The organism is Stenotrophomonas sp. P5_B8, assembly GCF_054049855.1.
Genome location: NZ_JBFULO010000252.1, coordinates 1 through 5,440, shown reverse-complemented (window position 1 = coordinate 5,440; position 5,440 = coordinate 1). Strand labels below are relative to the sequence as shown.

Annotated in this window: 5 protein-coding genes; 4 read left to right on the top strand and 1 reads right to left on the bottom strand. The window is 69.2% G+C overall.

Annotated elements, in window-relative coordinates:
- The 4 genes from ACXJKH_RS13610 to ACXJKH_RS13595 form a co-directional block, all read left to right on the top strand.
- Window positions 1-289 (top strand): SUMF1/EgtB/PvdO family nonheme iron enzyme (locus ACXJKH_RS13610; protein ID WP_457320023.1); only part of this gene is annotated, 289 nt, incomplete at its 5' end.
- Window positions 286-1,260 carry an L-histidine N(alpha)-methyltransferase gene (egtD, locus tag ACXJKH_RS13605; protein ID WP_457320021.1) on the top strand — a complete coding sequence of 325 codons (975 nt, stop codon included), beginning with the start codon at window positions 286-288 and terminating at the stop codon, window positions 1,258-1,260. The genes ACXJKH_RS13610 and egtD, both read left to right, overlap by 4 nt.
- A 66-nt stretch (window positions 1,261-1,326) precedes the next feature.
- A complete protein-coding gene (locus tag ACXJKH_RS13600; RefSeq protein ID WP_457320019.1) occupies window positions 1,327-3,504 on the top strand; it encodes a lytic murein transglycosylase in 2,178 nt (725 codons plus the stop codon).
- The gene (locus tag ACXJKH_RS13595) at window positions 3,501-4,052 is read left to right on the top strand and encodes a DUF2628 domain-containing protein (RefSeq protein WP_457320017.1); all 552 of its coding nucleotides are present in this window, start codon (window positions 3,501-3,503) and stop codon (window positions 4,050-4,052) included. The genes ACXJKH_RS13600 and ACXJKH_RS13595 overlap by 4 nt, the downstream gene beginning before the upstream one ends.
- A 6-nt stretch (window positions 4,053-4,058) precedes the next feature.
- Here ACXJKH_RS13595 and ACXJKH_RS13590 read toward each other — a convergent pair whose 3' ends face one another.
- On the bottom strand, window positions 4,059-5,249 hold the full coding sequence (locus tag ACXJKH_RS13590; RefSeq protein ID WP_457320016.1) for a benzoate/H(+) symporter BenE family transporter: 1,191 nt from the start codon (window positions 5,247-5,249) through the stop codon (window positions 4,059-4,061).
- Window positions 5,250-5,440 lie beyond the last annotated feature (191 nt).

Here is a 5,440-nt window from a genome sequence, read left to right as displayed (position 1 = left end):
CCCTGCCGGCATCGCCCCAGACGGGCAGGGCGACGATGACGCCCTCCTGCAGTTGTTCGGCGATGTCTGGGAATGGACCAGCAGCGCCTACGGCGCCTATCCGGGCTTTCGCCCCTTCGCCGGCAACCTCGGCGAGTACAACGGTAAATTCATGAACGGCCAATGGATCCTGCGCGGCGGCAGCTGCGCCACCCCGGACGGGCACGTCCGCGCCAGCTACCGCAACTTCTTCGCGCCCTCCGCACGCTGGCAGTTCGCCGGCGTGCGCCTGGCAAGGGACCTGGCGTGAGTACGGTCAGCGACGCGCTCGAGGCGCTCACCGACCTGCAGCCGGATCGCGCCCGCATCACCGCCGACATCCTGCACGGCCTGTCCGCCACGCCACGCCAGCTGCCGTCCAAGTATTTCTACGACGCGCGCGGTTCGGCTCTGTTCGAGCAGATCACCCACCAGCCCGAGTACTACCCCACCCGCACCGAGCTGCAGCTGCTGCAGGATTGCGCCGCCGCCATCGCCAAGGTGGTCGGCCCACGCCTGCACGTGGTCGAGCTTGGCAGCGGCAGTGGTCGCAAGACCGAGTTGCTGCTGCACGCGCTGGCCGATCCGGTCGCCTACACCCCCATCGAGATCTCGCGCGCGGCGCTGCTGGCCAGCATCGCGCGGCTGGCGCAGGCCCTGCCGGACATCGAGATGCTCCCGGTCTGCGCAGACTTCACTCACCCGGTGCAGGTGCCCGAGCCGCAACGCGAACCCGCGCGACGGTTGTTGTTCTTCCCCGGCTCCACGCTGGGCAACTTCGACCACGCCGACGCGGTCGCCTTGCTGCAGGCGATGCGCCAGACGATGGGGCGCGATGGCATGGCCCTGATCGGCATCGACCTGCACAAGGACCCGGCGCTGATCGAAGCGGCCTACAACGATGCCGCTGGCGTCACCGCCGAGTTCACTCTGAATCTGCTGCGTCGGCTCAACCGCGAGATCGGCAGCGACTTCGACCTGGATGGTTTCCAGCACCGGGCGCGCTACAGCGTGGCGCGCCTGCGCATCGAAACCGAACTGGTCAGCACCCGCGCCCAGCGCGTGCATGTAGCCGGGCACCCCTTCGATTTTGCCGAAGGCGAAGCGATGACCGTCGAATACAGCCACAAGTACACCGACGTCTCGTTCGCGTCATTGGTCGCCGAGGCAGGTCTTCGCGTCACTGCGCAATGGAATGCCGCCGCGCCGGCGTTCGGCCTGCGCCTGCTGCAACCGGCCTGAAGCGCCGGTTTGATCGGCGCCAGCCCGCTATGATGCAGGTCCACTTGGCTGCAAGGATTCCCGCCAATGAGGCTTCTCCCCGGCTGGCTGCTCGGCGCACTGTGCCTGGCCAGCGCCCCGGTCGCCGCCGCGCCACAGGATGATTTCGACCGCTGCCTGGCCACCCTGCAACCGCAGGCGCTCAAGCAGGGCATCCGTGCCGCCGGCTTTACCCGCTTCACCGCCGGGCTCACCCCGGACCTGAGCGTGCTGCCGCTGCTGGACGCGCAACCGGAGTTCACCACGCCGCTGTGGGATTACCTGGCCGCGCTGGTGGACAGCCAGCGGGTGGACGACGGCCGCGCGCGTCTGGTCGAGCATCGCGATCTGTTGAACCGGGTATCGGCCCAGTACGGCGTCGATCCGGCCACGATCGTCGCGGTCTGGGGCGTGGAGAGYGATTACGGCCGCGTGTTCGGCAAGCGTCCGCTGCTGCAGTCGCTGGCGACGCTGTCGTGCAACGGCCGCCGCCAGCCCTTCTTCCGCGGCGAACTGCTGGCCCTGCTCAAGCTGCTCGATGCCGGGGACCTGCAGGCCGACGGCCTCACCGGTTCCTGGGCCGGCGCCTTCGGGCACACCCAGTTCATGCCCTCCACCTATGCGCGCATCGCCGTGGATGGCGATGGCGACGGTCGCCGCGACCTCGTCGCCAGCATTCCCGATGCCCTGGCCTCCACCGCCAACTACCTGGCCAAAGCGGGCTGGCGCAGCGGCCAGCCGTGGGGAATCGAGGTCACGTTGCCGGCGGGCTTCAACCCGTCGCTGGCCGGGCGCACCCAGCGCAAGCCGCTCGGCGACTGGCGTGCATTGGGCATCGTCCCGGTCGGCGGTGGCGCGCTCGCCCCTGCCGGCCTGCCCGCCGACAGCAACGCCGCCCTGCTGCTGCCCACCGGCGCCAAGGGCCCGGCGTGGCTGGTGTTCCGCAACTACGACGCGATCTACGCCTACAACGCCGCCGAAAGTTATGCGCTGGCCATCGCCACCCTGGCCGACCGCCTGCGCGGCGGCAGCGGCACGGTGGCGGCCTGGCCCACCGACGATCCCGGCATCGGCCGCCGCGAGCGCCGTGAGCTGCAGACCCTGCTGCTCGCCCGCGGGCATGACATCGGCGCCGCCGACGGCATGGTCGGCACCGCCACCCGCCGCGCCATCGAGGTCGAGCAGCAGCGCCTGGGCTGGACCACCACCGACGGCCGCGCCGGTCAACGCATCCTCACCGCCCTGCGCAGCGCCCCTCCCATCAAGACCCCGCCGACCGCCATGCCTGCATCCACCGTGTTTACCCTGCCGCCTAACCACGCCCGCCTCATGCAGTCCCCGGCCGGCCCCGGCGCGGCCCTGCCCAAGGTCGAAGGTCTGAGCCTGGGCAAGGTGCAGGGCTTCGATGCCTGGAAGGTGGAGACCCCGTTCGCGACCGCCGCCATCGCGGTGTTCGGCGGGCAGCTGCTGTCCTATATCCCCAAGGGCGGCCAGGACGTGCTGTGGCTGTCGCCCAGCGCGCAGGCGCTGCCCACACCCATCCGTGGTGGCAGCCCGGTGTGCTGGCCGTTCTTCGGCCGCCAGGGGCAGGGCAGCGACGTGCCCTCGCACGGCTTCGTGCGCACCCTGCCGTGGACCCTGAAGGACGCGCGGCGCGAGGCCGATGGCACGCTCGTGCTCTCGCTCGCCCCGCCCACGCTGGACAACCTGGCCCTGMGCCTGCACATGGAGCTGCGCATCGGCCGCACCCTGGAACAGCGCCTGGTCACCGAGAACACCAGCGCCCAGACGGTCCGCTTCACCCAGGCCCTGCATAACTACTTCAAGGTGGGCGACGCCACCGGCGTGGACGTGCAGGGGCTCGACGGCCTCACCTACCTGGACAAGTTCGAGGACTACGCCACCCCGCGCGTCCAACAGGGCGACTGGAACCTGCGCGACCCGCGCGACCCGGGCCGCAGCGATCGCATCTATACCCAGGCCGGTGGCCGTTATGTCCTCAAGGACCCCACCCTGAAGCGGCGCATCGAGATCACCACCCAGGGCAGCCGCTCGCTGGTGGCCTGGAACCCGGGCGAAGCCGGCGCGGCCAAGATGGCCGACGTCGGTAGCGGCTGGCGCAACTATGTCTGCCTGGAAGCGGCCAACGCCGGCCCGGATGTGGTGACCCTCGCGCCGGGGGGGCGCCACGTGCTGCAGCAGACGTTCTCGGTGCTGCCGTTGTGAGTGCCAGCCCCCACGACCCGTATGCCGCGCCTGCGGCCGCGGTCATCGAGGCGGAAATCGACCTGGCCATCGAGCGTGCGGCCGGCGTCCACGACCGGCACCGGCAACTGGCCAGGGCGGTCGGCGACAATTTCGGGGTGTATGCCCGCCGCTGGCATCTGGATGCCCCAACCGGTCGATGGCCGCGCCCTTGGCACTGGCCGGCCTTCCTGTTCGACTTCTTCTGGCTGTTGTATCGGCGCCTCTACCTGGCGGCCGCGCTGATGCTGGTGCTGGAATTCGGCGTCGGGGCCGCCGTGGCGTTCAGCTGGATCGGTGAGAACGGCAGCCTGGTCCTGCTGGTCGGTACGAAAGTGCTGCTCGGGCTGTCCGCCAACGCGGTGTACCTGTGGCACTGCCGGCGTCTGGTGGCCCGCACCGAGGCCCGCTACCGCGATCAACCGGCACGCATCGCTGCCGAACTCGACCGCCGTGGCGGCGTGAGCAAGGTGGCTCTGGGGCTGGGGTTCGTTCTGTATGTCCTGATTCGGGTGTTGGCCGGCGAGTGACCCGACTCAGCCGGCAGGCGTGCGCGGTCGCAGCACCAGCAGGCAGATACCTCCGGCCACCAGTCCCCAGAAGGCCGAACCGATCCCGGCCAGCGACACCCCCGAGGCGGTGACCAGGAACGTCACCAGCGCCGCCTCGCGGTCGGCCTCCTCGCGCAACGCCATCGACAGGCTGTTGGCGATCGTGCCGAACAGGGCAATACCGGCCACGCAGGCCACCAGTTCCCTGGGGAAGGCGGCGAACACCGCCGCCACCGTCGCCCCGAACAGGCCCACCACGATATAGAAGCCACCGGCGGCCACCGCTGCGGTGTAACGCCGCGCCGGGTCCTCGTGCGCCTCCCGTCCCATGCAGATCGCCGCGGTGATCGCCGCCAGGTTCAACCCGAAAGCGCCGAACGGCGCCAGCAGCGTATTGGCCACCCCGATCCAGCCGATCACCGGCGAGATCGGCGTGTCGTAGCCCGAGGCACGGATCACCGCCACGCCGGGGATGTTCTGCGAGGCCATGGTCACCACGAACAAGGGCAGGGCAACGCCGATCACTGCCGACCACGACAGCGTCGGCCAGGTGAACACCGGCGTGGCCAGCTCCAGCCGCACCGTCTCCATGTGCAGCAGTCCCTGAGAAGCCGCCACCGCTACACCCACCAGCAAGGTGGCGATCACCGCATAGCGTGGGAACAGGCGCCGACCGACCAGCCAGGTGACGAACATCGCCACTGCCATCCCCAACTGCGTCTGCATGGAGACGAACACCTCCAGCCCGAAGCGCAGCAGCACACCGGCCAGCATCCCGGCGGCCAGTGCCATCGGCACTCGCCGCATCACGCGCGCGAAGATCCCCGAGAAGCCGGCGATCATCCCCAGCACCGCGGCAAGCACGAACGCACCGATCGCATCGCTGTAGCCCACTGCACCGGCGCCCACTACCAGCATCGCTGCACCCGGGGTGGACCAGGCCGTCACCACGGGCACGCGGTAGCGCAGCGACAGTCCGATACACGTGATGCCCATGCCCAATCCCAACGCCCACATCCACGAGGCGATCTGCGCCTGCGTTGCACCGACTGCGCGGGCGGCCTGGAACACGATCACCGCCGAACTGGCGAAGCCGACCAACACGGTAATGAAGCCGGCCATCAGCGCGGGCAACGACACATCGCGCAACAACGAACGCTTGGGGAGGGCAGACATCGCATGCATTCCTGACGACAAGAGATGCATTGTTAGCAAGGCCGCGGCAGCACGCGCAACGCGCGTGCTGCCGCACGTGATGTCGAGCAGCACGCAACGATGACGCTGCGATGAAAAAGATCGAAAAAAGCCTTGACGAATTTTCAGAAGTCTTTAGTATTCGCTCCCTCGCTGTGACGCGGCCTTCACCC

Bases quoted from the DNA above. Each gene is read 5' to 3' on its own strand.
- ACXJKH_RS13590 (WP_457320016.1), bottom strand. From the start codon at position 5,249: ATGTCTGCCCTCCCCAAGCGTTCGTTGTTGCGCGATGTGTCGTTGCCC.